This window comes from Allobosea sp. BH3 (assembly GCF_025499465.1).
Classification (GTDB): Bacteria; Pseudomonadota; Alphaproteobacteria; order Rhizobiales; family Beijerinckiaceae; genus Allobosea.
In genome coordinates this window covers 53,950-72,778 of the sequence record NZ_JAIMCA010000007.1, presented here as the reverse complement: position 1 = coordinate 72,778, position 18,829 = coordinate 53,950, and the positions used below count along the sequence as shown (strand labels likewise).

Sequence of the window (18,829 nt, the reverse complement as noted above, 5' to 3'; positions counted from 1 at the left end):
TCAGCTGTTGCGAGCCGAGGCGGCTCCCGCGAACGCGACCCGCTCGAAGGCGCGCAGCAGGGCGCGGTCGAGCTTATCGGCGGCCATCCCCGTCAGGACTCCATAGGCTTCCGTCGGCGCCATTGGCGCCTTGTAGCTGCGTCTTTCGATCAGCGCGGCATAGATGTCGCAGATCGTCACCATGCGCACGAGATCGGATATCTGCGCGCCCTGCAGCCCCTGCGGATAGCCCGAGCCGTCGAGATACTCGTGATGCGAGAGCACGGCATCGAGAATCTCGCCGCCGAAACCACCCTGCCGCACCAGCATCCCGTGCCCGAATTCGGTATGCCTGCAAATGACCGCGCGCTCCTCGGCCGTGAGCGCTCCTTCCTTCTGCAGGATCGCCACGGGAATTCGCGCCTTGCCGATATCATGCAGCACCGAGGCGGCAGTCAGCAGCCCGCGGTCCTTTTCGGAAAAGCCGAGCGTCCGTCCAAAGGCCGCCGCCAGGGCCGAGACCAGCAGGCAATGCTGATAGGTCAGGTCGTCATGCCGCCGGACCAGCGACAGCCAGTCGCCGAGATCGCTCTCCTCGGTCGCCCGGTTGATCGCTGCCACGCCTGCATCGATGGCGCCGACGGGAAGCGGGCCGTCCAGAGCCGCGGCCGCCAGCAGATCCGCCATCGCAGCCGTCGCGGTGGCGATGTCCCGCTGCAGGCGTTGCGGCAGATGTGCAGCCTCGTCAGGAGCATCGCGGTCGCCCAGGACCTCGGCGATCTTGGCCCGTATCATCCCGGGCGGCATGTCGGCAGACAGCGTGACGGTCGCGCCGATCGCATTCGCCTGCACCTCGGCATGGGCGGGCGCGCCGCGCAGGACGCACAGATGCGGTCGCCCACGGGCCGGACTGGCCGCGAGTATCCGTCGCGCGGCAAGAACCGATTCGCTGCAGGAGAGATCGATGTCGGTCAGCACCAAGCGCGAAGGCCGATAGCCGGGCCCGGATGGCTGCTTCGCGATGTCCGCAACTGCGCAGGAACCCCAATACGCAAGCACGCGCTCGAGGGAACGGCTGCGTTCGGCACGGTCTGTAATGAGAAGCATGGCGCCCCTCGGTTGCAACAAGCGGCTCCTTTTAGCAGGCCGCATATTGCTTCGAGGTGAACGCCGGCAAAGAAAGTGCCAGCGAAATTGCGACATGGGGTCGCGGCGTTCAGTGTCGAATCACCTCAAGCAGGCTCAGTGCGAGCTCGCCACTCCGCCGTCTTCGAGCCGGATCTCGGCCGCCATCAGCCCCTTGGGGCCGGGTCCATAGCGCACCAGCACTGTCTGGCCCGGTATGAGTTCGACCAGTCCGTAACGGCGCAGCGTCTCCATATGGACGAAGATGTCCGGGGCGCCCTCGCCCTTTGAGACGAATCCGAACCCGCGCAGGCGGTTGAACCACTTCACCACCATACGCTCCAAGCCGCTGGTCGGCGCGACCGAGACATTGGTGCGCGCCATCGGCATCTCAGACGGGTGCCGTCCGGACGAGGTGTCGATCGAGAGCACCCGCACAGCCTGACGGCCCCGCGACTTCTCTATCACCTCGAGCACGATGCGAGCGCCTTCCGCTATCGTATTGAATCCGTCACGCTTCAGGATGGTGACATGGAGCAGGATGTCCTGGCCGCCCGCCTCCGGGACGACGAAGCCATAGCCCTTCGACACGTCGAACCATTTGACGAAGCCGGTGATCTCGACAGGGATCTCCGACGCGCTGTTCGCCGCCCCATCGAGCCTCACGACCCGATTAAGGGATTGGATGGGACCTATCGGTGGCCGCCCGCTCTCACCGAATTCGTCGGACATGTGCCGCTCACCCCCAACGCAAACCTGATTCGTTTTGCCACGATAGCATCGCTGCGGATTCGGGATACAGCCCGGACCTCGTCGTCCACATCATCCACCGGCGAACACGCAGGAAAATCCGAACCCAATCCCGGTTTTCTTTTTGCTGTGGCATAGAAGGATCACTGCCACGACCGGAGGCTTCGCTGACGATGCCGGACTTCGCAACGCTCGCCCTCTTCGCCGGAGCTGCGGCGGTCCTCACCGCAACGCCTGGGCCTGACATGCTCCTGATCGCATCGCGCAGCATGAGCCAGGGCCGAGCCGCCGGATTTCTGACATATATCGGCATCGCGGTAGGCAGTTACCTGCAATCCTTCGCCGCTGCATTCGGGCTCTCGCAGCTCTTCCTGCTGGTGCCCTGGGCCTATGACGCGCTGCGCTGGATCGGCGCCGCCTATCTCACCTGGCTCGCCTGGACGACGCTGAGGACGAAGGCTCCACTGCTGGCGCCTGGCCATGTCCCGGCCCAGCCGCTGCGTCGCATCTTCCTGCAGGGCCTGTGGACCAACCTGCTCAATCCCAAGATGGCCCTGTTCATGCTGGCCCTGCTGCCGCAGTTCCTGAAGCCGGAAGCCGGGTCCATCGCGCTGCAGGTCATGGTCCTCGCGACAATTCTCAATCTGATGGGGCTTTTGACCAACGGCGTCGTGATCCTCGCCGCCAGCCGCCTCGGGCAGGCGCTGTCCCGCCGGCCGGCGCTGGCACGGCTGCCTCAGAGGCTGATGGGCGCGGTATTCGGCGGCTTGGCGCTCCGCCTCGCCTTCTCCGCGCGCGACTAGCTACGACGCCAGCCTTGCCAGAGCGGCCCCGCTCTCCGCGCGGATGACGAGGTCCGCGATCGGGTCGAGATCGGTCGGCTCGCGGTTGAGGATCACGAGCTTCGCGCCCTGCCGCCTGGCGATGATCGGCAGCGTCGCCGCTGGATAGACGACGAGCGAAGAACCGACCACGAGGAAGAGGTCGCATTCCAGAGCCAGCTCCTGAGCACGCATCATATGCTGCTGCGGCATGGCCTGGCCGAAAGAGATCGTCGCCGATTTCACCGGCCCGGCGCACATGATGCAGGCCGGCGGCTCGCCGCTCGCCTCGAAGGCGGGGCGGATGGCGGCGAGCTCATGCCGCCAGCCGCAGCTTAGGCAGGTGGCATAGGTGCCGTTGCCATGCAACTCGATGACCTTGTCCTCCGGCACGCCGGAGGCCTGGTGCAGCCCGTCGATGTTTTGCGTGACGATGGCCGGCGAGCGCCCATCCGCCACCAGCCGCGCCAGCGCGCGATGGCCGATATTCGGCGCCGCATCGCGATAATGATCGTCCATCACGAATTTCCGTCGCCAGGCCTCGATCCGCGCCTCGCGGCTCTGCACGAAGGCCTCGAACGGGATCGGCTTGTTGACCATCCAGGGCGAACCGGGCGTGCGGAAATCGGGCACACCGGATTCCGTCGAGATGCCCGCACCGGTGAAGCTGACGATGCTATCGGCCCGGTCCAGCATGGCGTGGAGTTCGGCGATCGCGTCCTCGGTCTCGTCCTGCATCGGCCCGCTTGTCCCCTGATCCGGAAGCCTTTCAGATATGGACCTGCGCCATGTCTCTTCCAAGCCGCAGCAACGCGCTCCGTGCAATTGACGGAAACCCCTGCGCGCCGCAAAGCAGAACATCATGCACGACGCCGCGCCCGCACCGCTGAATCCCGACCTTCTCGACACCGGCACGCCGCCCATCCCGGAGGCACAGGGCTGGGCGCGCGCCTATGACGGCCGCTTCGGCCCGCTGATCGACCTGTCGCAGGCGGTCCCCGGCGCGCCGCCGCCGCAGGCCCTGCTCAACAAGCTGGGCGAGGCCGCCGCCGACCCGGCCAGCACGCGCTATGGCGCCATCACCGGCGATCCCCCCCTGCGCGAGGCCTATGCCGCCGAGATCTCAAGCATTTACGGAACGGGCTTCAAGCCGGGCGAGGTCGCCGTCACCTCGGGCTGCAACCAGGCCTATGTCATGACGATGATGGCGTTGGCGCAGGCAGGCGACAACGTGCTGCTGCCGACGCCCTGGTACTTCAACCACGAGATGACGCTGACCATGCTCGGCATCGAGGCGCGCGCCCTGCCCTGCGCGCCGGAGGCCGGCTTCGTGCCCGATGTCGCCACGGCCGAGCCGCTGATCGACGCGCGCACGCGGGCCATCGTGCTGGTCACGCCCAACAACCCGACAGGCGCGGTCTATCCGCCTGAGACCATCGCCGCCTTCGCCGCGCTCTGTGCGCGGCGCGGCATCTGGCTCGTTCTCGACGAGACCTATCGCGACTTCCTGCCCGCCGGTACGAACAGGCCGCATGAGGTCTTCGCGGCAACCCGCTGGCAGGATTCGGTCATCGGCCTCTACAGTTTCTCAAAGGCCTATGCCGTTCCCGGCTGGCGGCTCGGTGTGATCACGGCGGGCGAGCCCGCCATCGCGGAGATCAGCAAGGTTCTGGACTGCGTTCAGATCAGCCCCGTCCGCGCCGGGCAGGCGGCCGTCACCTGGGGCATCGAGGGCATCCGGGACTGGCGCGAGCGCAACCGCGCCGAGATCAACGCCCGCGCCGATCTATTTCGAGAGGCCATGGCGCCGCTGAATGGCTGGCGCGTGCTCTCTGCCGGCGCCTATTTCGCCTATGTGGCCCATCCCTTTGCAGGGGTGCCGGCGGCCGAAGTGGCGCGCCGGCTGGTCGAGGAGCGCGGCGTGCTCGCCCTGCCCGGCCCCTATTTCGGCCCCGGACAGGAGAACCACCTGCGCATCGCCATAGCCAACGTCGCAGCGGACCGGATCGGCCTGCTGGGCGAGCGGCTGAGGGGTTTTGCGCTCTGAAGGCTCCGCCGTCATGCTCGCCCTTGTGGCGAGCATCCACGTTTTGAACACTGCGATTCACCAAGGAAGACGTGGATGGTCGGGACAAGCCCGACCATGACACGCGGCCGGAGAGCCTACCGGAACAGCGCGGCGTAGCGCCCGCGATAGGCGAAGACCAGCATCAGCCCCAGCACGACGAGGATGATCGCCACCGGCAGGCCCTGCGGGTTCAGCACGAGGTGGAAGAACACGATCACGGTCATGATCGGCGCGATCAGCGCGAGCCCGAAGGCCGGCGCGATATTGGTGAGCAGGCTGAGCGCGCCCGTCAGATTGACGACCTTGACCATCGGCCAGACGAAGGAACCCTGCAGCGCGGCCTCGAAGGCGAGCCCCTGCTCGCTGGTCGGCGGATGGATCAGGTGGTTGCCTGTCGCCATCCACCAGAATCCGTCGACGGCGCTGACGAGGAAGAGCAGCCCGAGCAGGATGCGCGGGACGGTGACGAGAAGAACGTTTTTCATCTGGATTCCAACCGATACGAAGAGAGGCCCGCTCGCTCGCAGCGACGCCGAGCCAACCTTGGTCGCGACGATGATCGATTGGGTTCAACAGATGAAGGACAATCGGAGCGCTATCCACCGCTGGCCTGTCGTTAGGGCATGTTCCGCAAGGTTCGATCGCGCACAGTCCCGGTCTTGGGCGGCCCACGCTCTTGTGACGTGCGTCCCGCCGGGTTTCATGGCTTGAAATCGAGACTGGAAACCAACCCTTTCAGACAGTCACCAACGATGCGCCATTCCCTGACCCGCCGCACCCTGCTTCGACTGGCAGGCGCCTCCTCGCTGGCGACGGCGGCCGCCTTCGCAGTACGTGCCGAGGGTGGCCCGGTCGCGGCGCCGGCTGCGGGGCCGGGTTTCGCGAGCAAGACGCCGATCCGCATCGGCGCCGCCGCGCTCAAGGTGCGCGATATCGAACGCGTGACGAGCTACTACCGCGATGTGCTCGGCCTTTCGGTGCTGGCGCGGGGCTCCGCTTCGGTCACGCTCGGCACGGCCGAGGGCGCCCTACTCACGCTGGAACCGAAGCCGGGCGCGGCGCTCGAGCCCCCGACGGCGGCCGGGCTGTTCCACATCGCTTTCCTGATGCCGAGCCGGCAGGACCTGGCGCGCTGGCTCGTCCATGTCGCGCGCAACCGCACGCCGCTGACCGGCTTCGCCGATCACAGCGTCAGCGAGGCGGTCTACCTGAACGACCCGGAAGGCAACGGCATCGAGGTCTATGCCGATCGCCCGGCCGAGCGCTGGCGCTGGGAAGGTGGGCGCGTCGTCATGGGCACGCATCGGCTCGATATCGACGACATCCTGTCGCTGACAGACACGCAGGCCAGCAACTATGCCAAGGCCCCGGATGGCCTGCGCATCGGGCATGTCCATCTGCGCGTCGGCGATGTCGATGCGGGCGACCGCTTCTATCGCGACCTGCTCGGGCTGGCATCGACCAGCCGACGCGACACCGCGAGCTTCCTGTCATCCGGCGGCTATCACCACCATCTGGCGATGAACACCTGGAACAGCGCCGGAGCCGGCCCCCGGAACGAGGGTAGCACCGGGCTTTCCTGGTTCACGCTGATGACGAAGAAACCGGACCTGATGACCGCACAGGCCGAGCGCTTCGCCACGGCGGGTGTCGCGACGACGCCCTTTTCCGGCGGGTTCGAGAGCGCCGATCCCTGGGGCACGCGCGTCAGACTACTGCAGGGCTAGACCAACCCTGCCCGCTCATCACATCGTCGCGCCGATCTGCCAGGGCACGTATTCGGCATCGCCATAGCCGAGCTCTTCGGACTTCGTCCGCTCGCCCGAGGCGACCTTCAGGACCTTCTCGAAGATCTCGCGGCCCTTCTGCTCCAGCGAGACGCCGTCGAGCACGTCGCCGCAGTTGATGTCCATGTCGTCGATCATCTTCTCGTAGATCGGCGTGTTGGTCGCGAGCTTGAAGGACGGCGTGGGTTTGCAGCCATAGGCCGAGCCTCGGCCCGTCGTGAAGGCCAGGATATTGGCGCCGCCGGCCACCTGTCCCGTCGCAGCGACGGGATCGTAGCCGGGCGTGTCCATATAGACGAAGCCCTTCTTCTTCACCGGCTCGGCATAGTGATAGACGGCAGAGAGCGTCTTGGTCCCGCCCTTGGCGGCCGCACCCAGCGACTTCTCCAGGATGGTGGTCAGCCCGCCCGCCTTGTTGCCCGGCGAGGGGTTGTTGTTCATGTCCATCCGGGCGCGCTCGGTGTAGTCCTCCCACCACTTGATGATGCCGACGAGCTTCTCGCCGACCTCGCGCGTCGCCGCGCGCCGGGTGAGCAGATGCTCGGCGCCATAAATCTCAGGCGTCTCGGAGAGGATCGCCGTGCCGCCATGCTCGACGAGGATGTCGACGGCCGCGCCCAGCGCGGGGTTCGCGGTGATGCCCGAATAGCCGTCCGAGCCGCCACACTGAAGCGCCAGCATCAGTTCGGAGGCCGGCACGGTCTCGCGCACCGCCTTGTTGGCGATCGGCAGCATGACCTTGAGCGCCTCGATGCCGGCGGCGACCGCTTTCTTCGTCCCTCCCGTCTCCTGGATGGTGAGCGTGCGGAAGACGTCGCTCTCGGTGACGCCATAGGCTTCCTTCATGCGGCTGATCTGGAAGCCCTCGCAGCCGAGGCCGACGACCAGCACCGCCGCCATGTTCGGATTGCAGGCATAGCCCCAGGTGGTGCGCTTCAGCACCTCGAAGCTCTCGCCGTTGTAGTCGATGCCGCAACCGGTGCCGTGCGTCAGCGCGATGACGCCGTCGACATTGGGATAGTCGGCGAGCAGGCCGGAGCGCTTCACCTCCTCGGCCATGAAGCGCGCGGCAGAGGCCGAGCAGTTCACCGAGGTCAGGATGCCGACATAGTTGCGCGTGCCGGCCTTGCCGTTGGCGCGGCGGAAGCCCTCGAAGGTCGCCTGCTGCTCGACGGGCAGGACGAATTCTGGCTTCGCCTCGGCGGCATAGGCGTAGTCGCGGTCGAAGGAGTGGAAGCCGGTATTGTGCTCATGGACCCATTCGCCGGGCAGGATCTCGGCCGTGGCGAAGCCGATGATCTGGCCGAACTTGCGGATCGGCTGATCCTTGGCGATGGGCACGATCGCCATCTTGTGCCCGCGCGGAATGCGCTTCAGCGCCTCGACTCCCGCGGCGGTAACGCCGAGATCGACGGGATCGACCGCGACCACGACATTGTCGGCGGCGTTGAGCTTGAGGGTGCGGGGCGGCGCGGACTTGTCGAGCATGGCTTGAACCGGAAAACCTCTTGGCCGCAAGGACAGCGGGCTACGCTAAGAGATGCGCCCAATCGTTCCGGTTTTCAATCGGTTCAAAACAATGTTCGGCATGCACGGACGCCGGCCTGGGTGCGGCTGACAGCGGCTCCCGGCGCACAAGAAAAAAGCCCGGCCTTGCGACCGGGCTTCCCGAATATCGTGTCTCCGGGCCGGGGCCGCCTCGCGGCGGCCGGCCTTATCGCCTCACTTGGCGGCCGGAACGGCCTTGGAGACGATGCCCTCGAACGGCTTGTAGGCGTCCTTGGCGAGAGCGGTGTAGAGCTCGCCCATCTTGGTCAGCTGGGCGACCGCGCCCTCGAACGAGGTCTTGAGGTAGTCGGCCTGGACCTCGAGGGCCTTGTCGAGGGTCTTCACGCCAGCGAGCTTCTCGAGCGCGGCGGTGCCGGCCTCGAAGGACTTCTTGGCATAATCGGTGGTCTCGACCGCGATGGTCTGCACGCCCTTGGAGGTGGCGCCAAAGGCCTTCAGAGCCGCATCGACGTTCTCTTTGGAGGCCTTCTGGATCGTCTCGAACTGCTGGATCATTGGTCGTCTCCCTGGCACCCGTCGTGCCGCCTTTGGTGAGGAGCCTGGACGGCTCTTTATATCGCCCCAAGGTCGTATGACAGAGATCATCACCGGGACTGGCGCTATATTGTGCAATGCAACATAAAAGTCAAGCGCGACGCTGCGTTGCACCACACGCATATCGTCTCGAATGCAACCAATCAAGTTTTAACGGCTCCGTAACCGCATCCTCCTAACCTCCCTCACTGTGTCTCGCGCGCCACGATGAGCCGGCCGCGGCACGGAAGGGTCAAAGTCGAGTTTTCGAGGCGGTTCATGGTTCCTGGTTGCGTTGGGTTTTGGCGGCCGCGTCTGCGCGTCGCCATCGGGCTGATCGGTGTCGCCGCCGTGGCGGTCACCATGGCTGCATCCCCTGCCGAGGCGCGCAAGCTCCGCCGGCATGCCGGTGGCGGCGGCTATACGCCGCCCTATGCCGCAATGGTCGTGGACGTGAAGAGCGGCCGCACCTTGCATGCGGCGAACGAGGATGCGCCACGCATCCCGGCATCCCTGACAAAGGTCATGACGCTCTACATGCTCTTCGAGCAGATGGAGCGCGGCCGCTTCTCCATGGATTCCGAGCTGCGTGTCTCGTCTTACGCAGCCTCGCAGCCGCCGACCAAGCTCGGCGTCCGCGCCGGCTCGACCATCGCGGTTGATGACGCGATCCGCAGCATGATCACGCTTTCGGCCAATGACGTCTCGGTCGTCGTGGCGGAAAACATCGCCGGCTCCGAGGAGGCCTTCGCCGACCAGATGACGCGCAAGGCGCGTTCGCTCGGCATGAGCCAGACACGATTCTACAACCCGCACGGCCTGCCGCATTCGCCGCCCAACCTGACGACGGCGCGCGACCTCACCATCCTCGCCCGCGCCATCCAGGAGCGTTTCCCGAGGTATTTCGCGCTCTTCTCGACGCGCACCTTCCAGTATGGCAGCCGCACCATCCGCGGCCATAACCGCCTGCTCGGCAAGGTCGAGGGCGTCGACGGCATCAAGACGGGTTATACCCGCGCCTCCGGCTTCAATCTGATGACCTCGGCCAAGTCCGAAGGCCGGCAGATCGTTTCCGTCGTGCTCGGTGGCCGTTCCGGCGCCTCGCGCGACAAGATCATGACCGATCTCGTGCTGGCGAGCCTGCCGCGCGCCGCGACCAGCGGCCGTTCCTCGGTGATGGTCGCCAGCCAGGAGCGCGAGGAGGAGCGCCCGCGTCCCGAAGAGCGGCCCCGTCAGGAAGAGCGCGCCCGCCCGGCGGCCGTCGCCGCCGTCGAGCCTGCGCCGATCCCTGTGCCGCGCCCCGAGGCTTTGGCCGAAGCGCCGCCGCTGCCGCCGGCTGCCGCCCGCGCCTATGCTCCGATGCCGACGACGACACCAATCGCGCCGCCGCGCCCGGTCGCCCATGCCGGCCAGCCGGTTTCGCTCTCCGGCATGCGTCCGGTCGCCGCGACCACGACACCCTCCGCCATGCGCTGGTCGATCGGCGCCCAGCCGGCAGATGCCAAGGTCCTGCGCCCGCCGGCGAATGTCGACGTCACGTCCTCCATCGCGAAGGCCGCAGAGCCGGCCGAGGCTCCCGTGAAGCTCGCGGAAGCCAAGGTCATCGAAGCGAAACTCGACGCTCCCGCCGCGCCCGCCAGGGCCCAGGCTCCCGAGCCGGCTCCGGCCATGTCGCATCAGGCCGCCATCGTCGCCTCCGGCAAATGGGTGATCCAGCTCGGCGCCACCGACGACGAGGGCAAGGCCAAGGAAATCCTGGCCCGCGCCCGCGCCAAGGCCACCGGTCCGCTCGCCAGCGCCTCGCCCTTCACCGAGAAGGTCGAGAAGGGTGGCTCCACCCTCTTCCGCGCCCGCTTCGCCGGCTTCGACGACTCGAAGGACGCGCAGAACGCCTGCGCCCAGCTGAAGCGCGGCGGCTTCTCCTGCTTCGCCACCCGTAGCTGACCGTCAGGGAAGGAGTTCACGCCATGTCGCAGAGCCAGTTCCCCGGCGCTTCGCTAACGCTTCACAAGAACGTCCTTGGCCTGGTTGACGCGAGCGGCAAGACCGCTGGTGCCGCCGGCATCCGGATGGATCCGCTTCATCAGGGCTCGGTGGGCTTCCCGGACCGCGTCCTCGCCCGCCCCCGGCTGAAGCCCCAGGATCTCGTAGGCCTCCTGCTGCGTCATCGCGCCCGTGCCCGGCGCGCCGCGCTGCCCCGCGTCGCCATTACGCTGAGCGTCTTCACGCCAGCCGGGCGACCGGCGGTCGAGATATGCCTCTAGCAGCCGGGCTCCGTCCGGGTCCCGCCCCAGGCATTCGCCCATGAGCAGGCCGAGCTCGGCGATGCTCAGGCCGTCGAGCTCGCGCCCGGCATAGGCTCCGGCTTTGACGCGGCCCACCATGGCGCCGCTGTCATGGTCGAGCGTCATCTCCAGCAGCGTGGACTCGACTTTCGAGCTTGCTCCCGGCGTCGGCCCCGAACGGTCGGCCCAGGGGAAGCGGATGCCGCCCGGCCCGGTCGCGCTCCAGCCGAGCAGCCAGGCGCCGATGCCGCCGAGGAAGATCGCCATGTCGAGGCGCCCGCGCACCATCAGGAGCCCGGCGACGCCGAGCGAGGCGACGCCGCCGACCGTCTTCGCCAGCCGGGCCAGCGCCTTCGGATTCGCACCGGCGAAGAGCTTCGCCAGCCACCAGACCAGAATGAGCACGGCAACGCCGTAGAGCAGGGCCACTATCGTCCTCCGTCCATGGCGGCGATCAATCCCTTCACCGCCGGGCTTGCCCCTGCCAGCCGCAGCATCGCCTCGCGCCCGCCGGCGGCATAGGCCGCCGCCCCGCGCAGCAACTCCAGCAGCGAGGCCGGCGCATTGACGTCGAAGCGCGCATGCGCCCCGCCGGTCAGCCGAGCGATCGTGGCGAAGGCGGCGCTCGCCGCCGCATCATGTCCTTCCTGGAAGACGAAGCCGCGGATGCCGCGCAAGCCGAGCTCGCCCGCCAGGGCGCTGAGCGCGTCGACCTCCTCCTCCGCCGCATCACCGACGAAGACGAAGGCGCGGATCGGCACCGTCTTCGCCTCGTCGCGGACATGGCGGAGCACCCGGGCGATCTGCGTCTGCCCGCCCTCGCAGGCGATGCGCCGCATCAGCCCGGTCAGCCGCTCCGGCTCGCCGACCCAACCGGAGGCCCGGCATTCGCCCAAGCCCCGGAAATAGACGAGCTGGACCGCGAGCCCTCCTCCCGAGCCGCCGGTCTGCCCGGCCACCTCGAACATGCGCGCCTGCAGCGAGCAGGCGAGATCCCATGTCGGCTGCCGGCTCATCGTGGCGTCGAGCGCGAAGACGAGCCGTCCTGCCTGCCCCGTCGCCAGCGGCACGAGCCGCTTCGCCGCGCCCAAAAAGCGGTCGATCTCGCCCGGCTGCGATTGCCCGGCCGGCACAGATGCGGCGGCCTTGCCCACGGCCCGGTCGTTCTTCTCGCTCATCGCTCCCTGCGGTCCGGCTGAATCATTCACTTGCGTCCTGATATTGGCCATCGCGGCGGCATTTGCTACCCGTCCGCCAAACGGAGGAAACGAGAGTGGCCGGGATAACGGTATTCGAGTCGGTCGCCGCGATGCGCGAGGCCGTCGCCGGCTGGCATGCCGCCGGCGAGAAGGTCGCGCTGGTGCCGACCATGGGCGCGCTTCACGAGGGGCATATCGCGCTGGTCACGGAGGCGCAGCGCCATGCGCAGCGCGTCATCGTCTCGATCTTCGTCAACCCGACACAGTTCGCGCCGCATGAGGACTTCAAGAAATACCCGCGCACCTTCGACGACGATTGCGCCAAGCTGGTCGCCGCGAAGGCCGACGCCGTCTTCTTCCCGCCGGTCGAGGCGATGTATCCGGCCGGATTCGCCACCCGCGTGCTGCTGCTCGGCCCCGCCGCGGTCGGGCTCGAGGACCGCTTCCGCCCGACGCATTTCGAGGGCGTGGCCACGATCTGCTGCAAACTCTTCACGCAGTCGCGTGCGGACTACGCCGTCTTCGGCGAGAAGGACTACCAGCAGCTCAAGGTCGTGACCCGCATGGCGGCCGATCTCGATCTCGGCATCACCATCGTTCCGCTCGCCACGCTGCGGGAGGATGACGGCCTCGCCATGTCCTCCCGCAACCGCTACCTCTCGCCCGAGCATCGCGCGCTCGCCCCGGTGCTCCATCGCGTGATGCAAGAGCTGGCAGCAAAGCTGCGCAATCGCGACGACCTGTTCAAGGCGGTCGCGGACGCCCAGAACGCGATCATCACCGCGGGCTTCGAGCTCGACTATCTGGAAGCGCGCCATGCCGAGACGCTGGCGCCGGTAACGTCGCTCGCCGACGGCCCGATCCGCCTGCTGCTGGCCGCCCGCATCGGCGCCACGAGGTTGATCGATAATATCGCGGTTTGAGGGGGCGTCATTCTCGGGCTTGACCCAAGAATCTCGTTACGGGCGGGCGCGGATTTCCGAGACGGTCGGGTCGAGCCCGACCGTGACGTCGAGTTAGAGCAGTCCCAGCCCCGCCAGTTCCCGTCGCATCTCCTCCGGCATCTCGCCGACGTCCCCGCCATGCTCTGCGAGGTCGCGCGGAGCGTCCTTGGCCTGGAGGTAGCGCCAGCCCTGGAAGGGCCGGAACGGACGCGGCTCGACCGGGATCACCGCCGGGTCCATCACCAGATGGCAGCGGCCGATGCCGTCCGCATCGGTGAAGGGGCGGATGTCGGTCAGCCGCTGGCGCGCCGAGACCTGGCCCTTGATCACCCAGTAGAGCGAGCCGCCGTCGAGGATCTCCTCGATCTTCTTCGGCACCATGCGGGTCGTATGCGTCTGTTCCTGCGGCCGGCCTGAGCGACGGCGCAGCAGCATGTTCTCCTCGATCCACTCTTCGAGATCGGTGATCGATTCCGCGCCGACACAGAGCTTCAGCAGGTGCAAGGCCATGGCCGGGAACTTAATCCTCCGCGCCATGCAGAGCCAGAGGCGGTCCCTGTTCTCCACAAGCCTCCCCCGTCATGGTCGGGCTTTGCCCCGACCATCCACGTCTTCGCTGACCATAGGTCGTGTTCAAGACGTGGATGCTCGCCAAAAGGGCGAGCATGACGGCGCTGGCCGAGCGCGCTAGTAATTCAGCGCTTCCTAGGGAGGGTCCCATCATGCGCGGATTGGCAGGCAAGGTCGTTCTCGTCACCGGCTCCTCGACCGGCATCGGCAGGGCGATGGCCGAGCGGCTGGTCGCCGAGGGCGCGAAGGTGATGATCCATGGCCGCGATCCGGCCGAGGTCGACGCCGCCGTCACCAATCTCGGCCTCGCGACGAAAGGCAGGACCGGTGATCTCGCCGAACCGGAAACCGCGCAGGCCATCGTCGATGCGACGGTCGAAGGCTTCGGCCGCATCGACGGGCTGGTCAACAATGCCGGCATCTATCCGCGCGGCATCCTCGGCGAGACCACAGCCGCTTTCTTCGACCATATCTTCGCGATCAACACCCGCGCACCCCTGCTCTGTGCCGAGGCGGCGATCCGCGCCTTCCGTGCGCAGAAATCCGGTGGCTCCATCGTCACGGTCGGCTCGATCAACGCCTATTGCGGCCTGTCGAACCTCACCGTCTATTCGATGTCGAAGGGCGCGCTGATGACGATGACGCGCAATCTCGCCAACACGCTCGGCCCCGAGCGCATCCGCGCCAACCAGCTCAATGTCGGCTGGACCTGGACCGCCAACGAGGATGCGACGCAGCAGCGCGAAGGCCAGAAGCCGGGCTGGCAGAACCATGTGCCGCTGAGGCACGCCCCGACCGGCCGGATCATGCAGCCCGAGGAGATCGCGGCCCACACCGCCTTCTGGCTCTCGGACGACAGCGCCCCCGTCTCTGGGCAGATCTACGAGGCCGAGCAATTCCCGGTGATCGGGCGCGGCTGAGACATCCCGCTTTTGATGCAAATGCGCAGCAGGAGCGGCCAAGCTTCTGCCGACGCATCGAAAGCTACATTGACGTTCGCAGAAGCAGCATTAGGGTGGAGCCTGACCAAACGTCAGGAGAAATTGACCTCGCTATGCGTCCCCTGCTTCTTGCCGCCGCTGCCGCGGCTCTCGTTTCCTTCAGCGCCCATGCCGCCGAAAAGCCAGTGCCCAAGGCGGAGCTCCAGAAGCTGATAGTCGGCAAGACCGTAACCTCCGGAAATGCCTATCTTTCTTACGGCGCCGACGGCCGCTACACCTACAACAACGGCAATTTCGGCAATTACCGGATCGAGAACGGCAGGATCTGCATCAACTTCGACGCCGGCGGCTCGCGCTGCGACAGCATCGTGTCGGATGGCAGCCAATACTTCCTGGTCAACCGCCAGGGCCAGCGCTACTCGTTCAAGCCCTGATCGCGGCTACTCCCCCAGCACCACGACCTTCGCGCCTTCGGCGACCTGCATGCCGGGCTCGCCGGCGACTTCGCTGACCGTGCCGTCGCGCGGGGCGGTCAGCACATGCTCCATCTTCATCGCCTCGACGATGGCGAGCCGCTGGCCCTTGGTCACGGTCTCACCGGGCGCGACGAAGAGGGCGACGAGCTTGCCGTGCATCGGCGCCTTGATCACGCCGCCCGAGCCCGCCGCGGCATCGAGATCGACGCTGAAGGGGTCAAACAGCGAGACGGCGGTCTGCCGGCCGCGATGCAGCGCGAACCATATGCCGCCCTCGCCCTCGGCCAGCGCGACCTCATGCTCGCCCTCACCGATCTCGTGGCCCGGCAGCGTGACGTGCGCATCGGCGCCATGCCATTCGATCCGCGCCTCGACCCGTTCGCCATCGACGAGCAGCGGCAGGCCGAGCGGCTGGCGCGGCATCAGCGAGAAGGAATCGGGGTCCATCCAGGGCGAGCGCGTCTCGCTCTCGGCCCGGCCTGCGGACTCGAGAATGCCGGCCGACTGGCGCTCCTCTTCCAGTTGCAGCGCAGCCGCCGCGACCGCGGCCGCATCGAGCGGCTGCGGCTCGGCGCCCAGCGCCGTGATGTTGCGCTCGATGAAGCCGGTGTCGAACGGCCCCTCCCGGAAGCCCCGCGCCTCGGTCAGTTTCTTGAGGAAGGCGAGATTGGTCCGCGGCCCGGCGACGAGAGTTTCGCCCAGCGCATCGCCAAGACGATCCAGCGCCTCGTCGCGTGTCGCACCATGGGCGATCACCTTGGCGATCATCGGATCGTAGAAGGGCGTCACCGTATCGCCGGCCTCGACGCCGGTATCGATGCGGATGCCTTCGCGATGAGGGAAGGTCAGCGCCCAGAGCTTTCCGGTCGAGGGCAGGAAGCCCTTCTCCGGGTCCTCCGCATAGAGCCGTGCCTCGACGGCGTGGCCCTTCGCCCTGACGTCGTCCTGCGTGAAGCCGAGCGGTTCACCCGCCGCGACCTTGAGCTGCAGCTCGACGAGATCGAGCCCGGTGATCGCCTCCGTCACCGGGTGCTCCACCTGGAGCCGCGTGTTCATCTCCATGAAATAGAAGCGGTCGGCGCGCAGCCCCTCGCGCCCATCGGCGATGAACTCGACCGTGCCCGCCCCGACATAGCCGACCGCCCTCGCCGCTTCCGTCGCGGCCTTGCCCATGGCGGCGCGAACCTCAGGCGTCATGCCCGGCGCCGGCGCTTCCTCGATCACCTTCTGGTGGCGGCGCTGCAGCGAGCAGTCGCGCTCGTAGAGATGGACGACGTTGCCATGGCTGTCGCCGAACACCTGGATTTCGACATGGCGCGGCGAGAGCACGTATTTCTCGACCAGCACGCGCGCATCGCCGAAGGCGCTCGAAGCCTCGCGCTGGGCGCTCGTCAGCGCATCGACGAAATCCTCGGGCCTGTCGACCTTCTTCATGCCCTTGCCACCGCCGCCGGCGACCGCCTTGATCAGCACCGGATAGCCGATGCGCTCGGCCTCGCCCGCCAGGAAATCCGCATCCTGCTCCGCGCCATGATAGCCCGGCACGACCGGCACGTTTGCCTTCTCGACCAGTGCCTTGGCGGCGTCCTTCAACCCCATCGCCCGAATGGCGGAAGCGGGCGGGCCAACGAAGACGATGCCGGCCTTGGCACAGGCCTCGGCGAAATCGGCGTTCTCGGAGAGGAAGCCATAGCCTGGATGGATGCAGGCGGCCCCGGCCTCCCGCGCGACGGCCAGGATCTGGGCGGCGTCGAGATAGCTCTCCCGCGCCGGCGCCGGGCCGATATGGTAGGCCTCGTCGGCCATCTGCACGAAGAGCGCCTCGGCATCGGCGTCCGAATAGACCGCGATGGTGCGCAGGCCGAGCCGCTTGGCGGTGCGGATGACGCGGCAGGCGATCTCGCCGCGATTGGCGATCAGAATGGAGGGCAGCTTGGCGGCGATCGTCATGGAAGCGTCCTCGAACGGCTTGCCGCCTTTATAGCCCGCCCGCTGCCCCTGTCTGCGGGTTGTTGCGCAAACCCGGCTGGGTCGCTTCCCGCCGCAGCGAACGCCAGATCGCCCATGTCGCCTGGAAGCAGAGCCCGGCCACGAAGATGTCGAACAGATATTCCGGCCAGCGCACCGGCGCGACGCGGGCGGCAAGGCCGACCAGCGCGAAGCCTGTCGTCGAGATCGCGTCGTTGCGGCTGGACAGCCAGGTCGCCTTGATGACCGGGTTCTCCTCATGCCGGAAGCGCCAGAGCACTGCGATGACGATGAGCGCGATGACGATGGCGCTGGCCGCCGCGAAACCGAGCGTCCAGACCTCGATCGGCCGCGGATTCACGATCTTGTCCCAGAGGTCGTAGAGCGTGTGCAGCCCGGCGACCGCCAGCACGGCACCGATCGCCATCGCCGCCAGCCGCTCCGCCCGGCCATCGCGGCCGAAGACCAGCGCGGCGATGCCGTAGAGCACGACGTCATAGACCCAGTCGACACCGTCCTTGAGGAGCTGGACATTGCCGATGGCGAGCGCCCAGGCGACGGTCGCCGCCGCCTGGATCAGGATGCCGAGCGCGATGCCCCAGATGGTGCGGGTATAGGCCCGGGCGACCGCGGGTTCTGTGGCGATCGCGGTCTCGCTGTCCTGACTCATTCCCATCTCCGCGCGTCATCCCGGACAAGCGGCGTCAGCCGCGCAGATCTGGGATCCATCGTAGAGCACCGAGCCCTATGATGGATCCCGGATCTCCGCTTCGCTACGTCCGGGATGACGGCGGGGATGTTGCAGCCAACAGTCTGTTGGTCACCCGCGCCCGACGAAGGGCGCCTTGGTGGCCATCACCGTCACGAACAGCACGTTCGCCTCCGGCGGCAGCGAGGCCATGTGCAGCACCGTGGTCGCGACGTTATCGACATCCATCACCGCCTCGATCTTGTTCGTACCGTCGGCCTGCGGCACGCCGGTCGTCATCTTGCGGGCCATCTCGGTCAGCGCATTGCCGATGTCGACCTGGCCGACGGCGATGTCGTATTTGCGCCCGTCGAGCGCCGCGGTCTTGGTCAGGCCGGTGATGGCGTGCTTGGTCGCGGTGTAGGCGATCGAGTTCGGGCGCGGCGCATGGGCCGAGATCGAGCCGTTGTTGATGATGCGCCCGCCCTGCGGCTCCTGCGCTTTCATCAGCTTGAAGGCTTCCTGCGTGCAGAGGAACGGGCCGGTCAGGTTCGTGTCGACGACCTTCTGCCAGTCCTCCAGCGAGAGGTCCTCCAGCAGGATGCCGCCGGGCGCGTTGACGCCGGCATTGTTGAACAGCACGTCGAGCCGGCCGAAAGCCTGCTTCGTCTTGGCGAACAGCGCCGCGACCGAGGCCTTGTCGGTGACGTCGGTGGAAACGGCGAGCGCGCGGGCCTTGTCGACGCCGGAGAGCGTGATCGTCTCCTCCAGCGCATCGGCGCGGCGCCCGGCCAGCACGGTGCGATAGCCATCCTTCAGGAAGGCGATGGCGACAGCCCGTCCGACGCCCGATCCGGCTCCGGTGATGATGGCGACCTTGTTGTGCGCAGGCATGGCGTTCCTCGTAAGTTTCTGCCGGCTAAACCGATTGAATGCACCCGACCATAGCAGCCTATGGAGCACGTGGAAGGGGCTGCGCATGCCGGGCGGTCATGCCCCTGCGCTGGACGCGCGCGCTGATCGGCCGCTTCTCCGGCCGGGCACGCCCCCGCCCTCCCCGAGCCGCCGGCGGTACGGCGTGCAAGCTCGGAGGCAAAGCGAACGCTCGCGATTGACGTAGCGCAACAGGATATGCAACCTATGAGT

General features: G+C 67.2%; 19 protein-coding genes. 7 read left to right on the top strand and 12 right to left on the bottom strand.

Translation table 11 applies throughout. The features are described 5' to 3' along the window. Entirely contained in the window at positions 1 to 1,086 is a 1,086-nt protein-coding gene (locus tag BoBH3_RS22795; protein WP_262333156.1) for an HD-GYP domain-containing protein, read from the bottom strand. Positions 1,087 to 1,221: 135 nt separating this feature from the next. Beyond that, complete coding sequence (locus tag BoBH3_RS22790; RefSeq protein ID WP_262333155.1) at positions 1,222 to 1,836, bottom strand: cold-shock protein; 615 nt, start codon at positions 1,834 to 1,836, stop codon at positions 1,222 to 1,224. A gap of 191 nt (positions 1,837 to 2,027) precedes the next feature. Between BoBH3_RS22790 and BoBH3_RS22785 the strand changes: the two genes are divergently transcribed. Continuing rightward, on the top strand, positions 2,028 to 2,657 hold the full coding sequence (locus BoBH3_RS22785) for a LysE family translocator (RefSeq protein WP_262333154.1): 630 nt from the start codon (positions 2,028 to 2,030) through the stop codon (positions 2,655 to 2,657). Here BoBH3_RS22785 and BoBH3_RS22780 read toward each other — a convergent pair whose 3' ends face one another. Continuing rightward, a complete protein-coding gene (locus BoBH3_RS22780; RefSeq protein ID WP_262333153.1) occupies positions 2,658 to 3,413 on the bottom strand; it encodes an SIR2 family NAD-dependent protein deacylase in 756 nt (251 codons plus the stop codon). A 124-nt stretch (positions 3,414 to 3,537) separates the two neighbouring features. Between BoBH3_RS22780 and BoBH3_RS22775 the strand changes: the two genes are divergently transcribed. Next, positions 3,538 to 4,722: an aminotransferase gene (locus BoBH3_RS22775; RefSeq protein ID WP_262333152.1), complete on the top strand. Its 1,185-nt coding sequence runs from the start codon at positions 3,538 to 3,540 to the stop codon at positions 4,720 to 4,722. Between the two features lie 116 nt (positions 4,723 to 4,838). Here the strand turns inward: BoBH3_RS22775 and BoBH3_RS22770 are convergent, their stop codons facing one another. After that, on the bottom strand, positions 4,839 to 5,228 hold the full coding sequence (locus BoBH3_RS22770) for a hypothetical protein (RefSeq protein WP_262333151.1): 390 nt from the start codon (positions 5,226 to 5,228) through the stop codon (positions 4,839 to 4,841). Positions 5,229 to 5,495: 267 nt separating this feature from the next. On the opposite strand from BoBH3_RS22770, the gene BoBH3_RS22765 reads away from it, so the two are divergent. Then, the gene (locus BoBH3_RS22765; RefSeq protein ID WP_262333150.1) at positions 5,496 to 6,470 is read left to right on the top strand and encodes a VOC family protein; all 975 of its coding nucleotides are present in this window, start codon (positions 5,496 to 5,498) and stop codon (positions 6,468 to 6,470) included. Positions 6,471 to 6,488: 18 nt separating this feature from the next. Here the strand turns inward: BoBH3_RS22765 and BoBH3_RS22760 are convergent, their stop codons facing one another. Then, positions 6,489 to 8,018, bottom strand: a complete 1,530-nt coding sequence (locus BoBH3_RS22760) for a UxaA family hydrolase (protein ID WP_262333149.1) — start codon at positions 8,016 to 8,018, stop codon at positions 6,489 to 6,491. A 234-nt stretch (positions 8,019 to 8,252) separates the two neighbouring features. Continuing rightward, positions 8,253 to 8,594, bottom strand: a complete 342-nt coding sequence (locus BoBH3_RS22755; protein ID WP_262333148.1) for a phasin family protein — start codon at positions 8,592 to 8,594, stop codon at positions 8,253 to 8,255. A gap of 381 nt (positions 8,595 to 8,975) precedes the next feature. On the opposite strand from BoBH3_RS22755, the gene BoBH3_RS22750 reads away from it, so the two are divergent. Then, on the top strand, positions 8,976 to 10,556 hold the full coding sequence (locus BoBH3_RS22750; RefSeq protein WP_262333147.1) for a D-alanyl-D-alanine carboxypeptidase: 1,581 nt from the start codon (positions 8,976 to 8,978) through the stop codon (positions 10,554 to 10,556). A gap of 53 nt (positions 10,557 to 10,609) precedes the next feature. On the opposite strand, the gene BoBH3_RS22745 is transcribed toward BoBH3_RS22750, so the two are convergent. Both BoBH3_RS22745 and BoBH3_RS22740 read right to left on the bottom strand, forming a co-directional pair. Further along, entirely contained in the window at positions 10,610 to 11,326 is a 717-nt protein-coding gene (locus BoBH3_RS22745) for a DnaJ domain-containing protein (protein ID WP_316045125.1), read from the bottom strand. After that, on the bottom strand, positions 11,326 to 12,075 hold the full coding sequence (locus BoBH3_RS22740) for a VWA domain-containing protein (RefSeq protein ID WP_262333146.1): 750 nt from the start codon (positions 12,073 to 12,075) through the stop codon (positions 11,326 to 11,328). Before BoBH3_RS22740 ends, BoBH3_RS22745 begins: the two co-directional genes overlap by 1 nt. A gap of 95 nt (positions 12,076 to 12,170) precedes the next feature. Between BoBH3_RS22740 and panC the strand changes: the two genes are divergently transcribed. Further along, complete coding sequence (gene panC, locus BoBH3_RS22735; RefSeq protein WP_262333145.1) at positions 12,171 to 13,019, top strand: pantoate--beta-alanine ligase; 849 nt, start codon at positions 12,171 to 12,173, stop codon at positions 13,017 to 13,019. A gap of 93 nt (positions 13,020 to 13,112) precedes the next feature. Here panC and BoBH3_RS22730 read toward each other — a convergent pair whose 3' ends face one another. Further along, a complete protein-coding gene (locus tag BoBH3_RS22730; protein ID WP_262333144.1) occupies positions 13,113 to 13,550 on the bottom strand; it encodes a DUF1489 family protein in 438 nt (145 codons plus the stop codon). 212 nt (positions 13,551 to 13,762) lie between these two features. On the opposite strand from BoBH3_RS22730, the gene BoBH3_RS22725 reads away from it, so the two are divergent. Continuing rightward, the gene (locus BoBH3_RS22725; protein ID WP_262333143.1) at positions 13,763 to 14,530 is read left to right on the top strand and encodes an SDR family NAD(P)-dependent oxidoreductase; all 768 of its coding nucleotides are present in this window, start codon (positions 13,763 to 13,765) and stop codon (positions 14,528 to 14,530) included. Positions 14,531 to 14,664: 134 nt separating this feature from the next. Further along, positions 14,665 to 14,985 (top strand): hypothetical protein, encoded by a 321-nt coding sequence (locus BoBH3_RS22720; protein ID WP_262333142.1) that lies wholly within the window; start codon positions 14,665 to 14,667, stop codon positions 14,983 to 14,985. Between the two features lie 6 nt (positions 14,986 to 14,991). On the opposite strand, the gene BoBH3_RS22715 is transcribed toward BoBH3_RS22720, so the two are convergent. The 3 genes from BoBH3_RS22715 to BoBH3_RS22705 form a co-directional block, all read right to left on the bottom strand. Continuing rightward, positions 14,992 to 16,977 carry an acetyl/propionyl/methylcrotonyl-CoA carboxylase subunit alpha gene (locus BoBH3_RS22715; protein WP_262333141.1) on the bottom strand — a complete coding sequence of 662 codons (1,986 nt, stop codon included), beginning with the start codon at positions 16,975 to 16,977 and terminating at the stop codon, positions 14,992 to 14,994. A 28-nt stretch (positions 16,978 to 17,005) separates the two neighbouring features. Continuing rightward, positions 17,006 to 17,665, bottom strand: a complete 660-nt coding sequence (locus tag BoBH3_RS22710) for a cation efflux transmembrane domain-containing protein (protein ID WP_262333140.1) — start codon at positions 17,663 to 17,665, stop codon at positions 17,006 to 17,008. A 150-nt stretch (positions 17,666 to 17,815) separates the two neighbouring features. After that, positions 17,816 to 18,577 carry an SDR family oxidoreductase gene (locus tag BoBH3_RS22705; RefSeq protein WP_262333139.1) on the bottom strand — a complete coding sequence of 254 codons (762 nt, stop codon included), beginning with the start codon at positions 18,575 to 18,577 and terminating at the stop codon, positions 17,816 to 17,818. Between the last annotated feature and the right edge of the window lie 252 nt (positions 18,578 to 18,829).

What these genes read in the sequence shown, in the direction of transcription:
- BoBH3_RS22765 (WP_262333150.1), top strand. Translation starts at nt 5,496, where the DNA reads ATGCGCCATTCCCTGACCCGCCGCACCCTGCTTCGACTGGCAGGCGCC.
- BoBH3_RS22710 (WP_262333140.1), bottom strand. Translation starts at nt 17,665, where the DNA reads ATGAGTCAGGACAGCGAGACCGCGATCGCCACAGAACCCGCGGTCGCC.
- BoBH3_RS22705 (WP_262333139.1), bottom strand. Translation starts at nt 18,577, where the DNA reads ATGCCTGCGCACAACAAGGTCGCCATCATCACCGGAGCCGGATCGGGC.
- BoBH3_RS22740 (WP_262333146.1), bottom strand. Translation starts at nt 12,075, where the DNA reads ATGAGCGAGAAGAACGACCGGGCCGTGGGCAAGGCCGCCGCATCTGTG.
- BoBH3_RS22770 (WP_262333151.1), bottom strand. Translation starts at nt 5,228, where the DNA reads ATGAAAAACGTTCTTCTCGTCACCGTCCCGCGCATCCTGCTCGGGCTG.
- BoBH3_RS22785 (WP_262333154.1), top strand. Translation starts at nt 2,028, where the DNA reads ATGCCGGACTTCGCAACGCTCGCCCTCTTCGCCGGAGCTGCGGCGGTC.
- BoBH3_RS22760 (WP_262333149.1), bottom strand. Translation starts at nt 8,018, where the DNA reads ATGCTCGACAAGTCCGCGCCGCCCCGCACCCTCAAGCTCAACGCCGCC.
- BoBH3_RS22790 (WP_262333155.1), bottom strand. Translation starts at nt 1,836, where the DNA reads ATGTCCGACGAATTCGGTGAGAGCGGGCGGCCACCGATAGGTCCCATC.
- BoBH3_RS22715 (WP_262333141.1), bottom strand. Translation starts at nt 16,977, where the DNA reads ATGACGATCGCCGCCAAGCTGCCCTCCATTCTGATCGCCAATCGCGGC.
- BoBH3_RS22780 (WP_262333153.1), bottom strand. Translation starts at nt 3,413, where the DNA reads ATGCAGGACGAGACCGAGGACGCGATCGCCGAACTCCACGCCATGCTG.
- BoBH3_RS22775 (WP_262333152.1), top strand. Translation starts at nt 3,538, where the DNA reads ATGCACGACGCCGCGCCCGCACCGCTGAATCCCGACCTTCTCGACACC.
- BoBH3_RS22750 (WP_262333147.1), top strand. Translation starts at nt 8,976, where the DNA reads ATGGCTGCATCCCCTGCCGAGGCGCGCAAGCTCCGCCGGCATGCCGGT.
- BoBH3_RS22720 (WP_262333142.1), top strand. Translation starts at nt 14,665, where the DNA reads ATGCGTCCCCTGCTTCTTGCCGCCGCTGCCGCGGCTCTCGTTTCCTTC.
- BoBH3_RS22725 (WP_262333143.1), top strand. Translation starts at nt 13,763, where the DNA reads ATGCGCGGATTGGCAGGCAAGGTCGTTCTCGTCACCGGCTCCTCGACC.
- BoBH3_RS22730 (WP_262333144.1), bottom strand. Translation starts at nt 13,550, where the DNA reads ATGGCCTTGCACCTGCTGAAGCTCTGTGTCGGCGCGGAATCGATCACC.
- BoBH3_RS22795 (WP_262333156.1), bottom strand. Translation starts at nt 1,086, where the DNA reads ATGCTTCTCATTACAGACCGTGCCGAACGCAGCCGTTCCCTCGAGCGC.
- BoBH3_RS22755 (WP_262333148.1), bottom strand. Translation starts at nt 8,594, where the DNA reads ATGATCCAGCAGTTCGAGACGATCCAGAAGGCCTCCAAAGAGAACGTC.